Source organism: Microtetraspora sp. AC03309 (assembly GCF_020826795.1).
In the GTDB taxonomy this organism is placed as follows: Bacteria; Actinomycetota; Actinomycetes; order Streptosporangiales; family Streptosporangiaceae; genus Microtetraspora; species Microtetraspora glauca.
Genome location: NZ_JADDIL010000267.1, coordinates 1 through 852, shown reverse-complemented (window position 1 = coordinate 852; position 852 = coordinate 1). Strand labels below are relative to the sequence as shown.

The following is an 852-nucleotide window of genomic DNA, read 5'->3' as shown; positions in this document are numbered from 1 at the left end:
TCGTTCCTGTTCCCGGTCTTCGTGATCGGCCTGCTCGCGCTCGTCGTGCCGATCACCGCCGTGATGCTGGCACCTGATCGCAACGCCGAGCAGAGCGAGACCGAGGTTCGCCCGGTAGCTGCGACGGCTGGGCGGCACCGCTAGACCGGTCAGGCCGCCAGTAGTCCGTCGATCTGGTTGATCGCCAGGGAGGCACCCTCGACCACGCCCATGTCCAGGACCTGTTGGAGCGCTTCGGCGGAGGCGTAGGTACTCACGTAGACCGCGCGGGTGCCACCGTCATGTTCGGTGAACGTGTAGACGTTCTTCGACACCGGCATCTCGGGGTTCGGGTTGAAGTCCTCGTCGGCGAAACCGTCGTCGAACGAGAAGCCGGCCGGTTCGTCGACAGCGGTGACCGCCCAGTACCCCGCGTACTTCTCACCCTCAGGGCCTGTCATGAAATAGGTGACGCGGCCGCCTGGGGTGAGGCTGTGGTCGACGACGGTCGCCGGGTGCGTCGGCGGTCCCCATACCTTCTCCAGCTGACGTGGGTCGGCGTAGATCTGCCAGACGCGCTGCACCGGCGCCGCGAACTCCGCGGTGATCGTCAGCGTCAGTTCGTCGAGGTCGTGTTTGACATCGGTCACGGGCATGGGTCAGTCCTCCTCGGGATCGGATGCGATCAGTTCATCGATACGAGCGATGCGGCCACGCCAAACCTGTTCCAGCTCGGTCAACATGGACGCCACCGACCGCACTGCTTCCACGTCGCCGCTGGCCAGCTGCTCACGACCGTTGCGCCGCTTGATGATCAGCCCGGCTTTCTCCAGCACGGCGACGTGGAAGCAGTGCGGTCGGTGGCGTCCATGT

Annotated in this window: 1 protein-coding gene and 1 pseudogene; both read right to left on the bottom strand. The window is 65.4% G+C overall.

From position 1 onward, the window contains the following. Positions 1-149: 149 nt before the first annotated feature. Positions 150-635 (bottom strand): SRPBCC domain-containing protein, encoded by a 486-nt coding sequence (locus tag IMZ11_RS42755; RefSeq protein ID WP_003884123.1) that lies wholly within the window; start codon positions 633-635, stop codon positions 150-152. A 3-nt stretch (positions 636-638) separates the two neighbouring features. Beyond that, a pseudogene (locus IMZ11_RS42750) lies at positions 639-852 on the bottom strand (hypothetical protein); the annotation flags it as partial.

What these genes read in the sequence shown, in the direction of transcription:
- IMZ11_RS42755 (WP_003884123.1), bottom strand. Translation starts at nt 635, where the DNA reads ATGCCCGTGACCGATGTCAAACACGACCTCGACGAACTGACGCTGACG.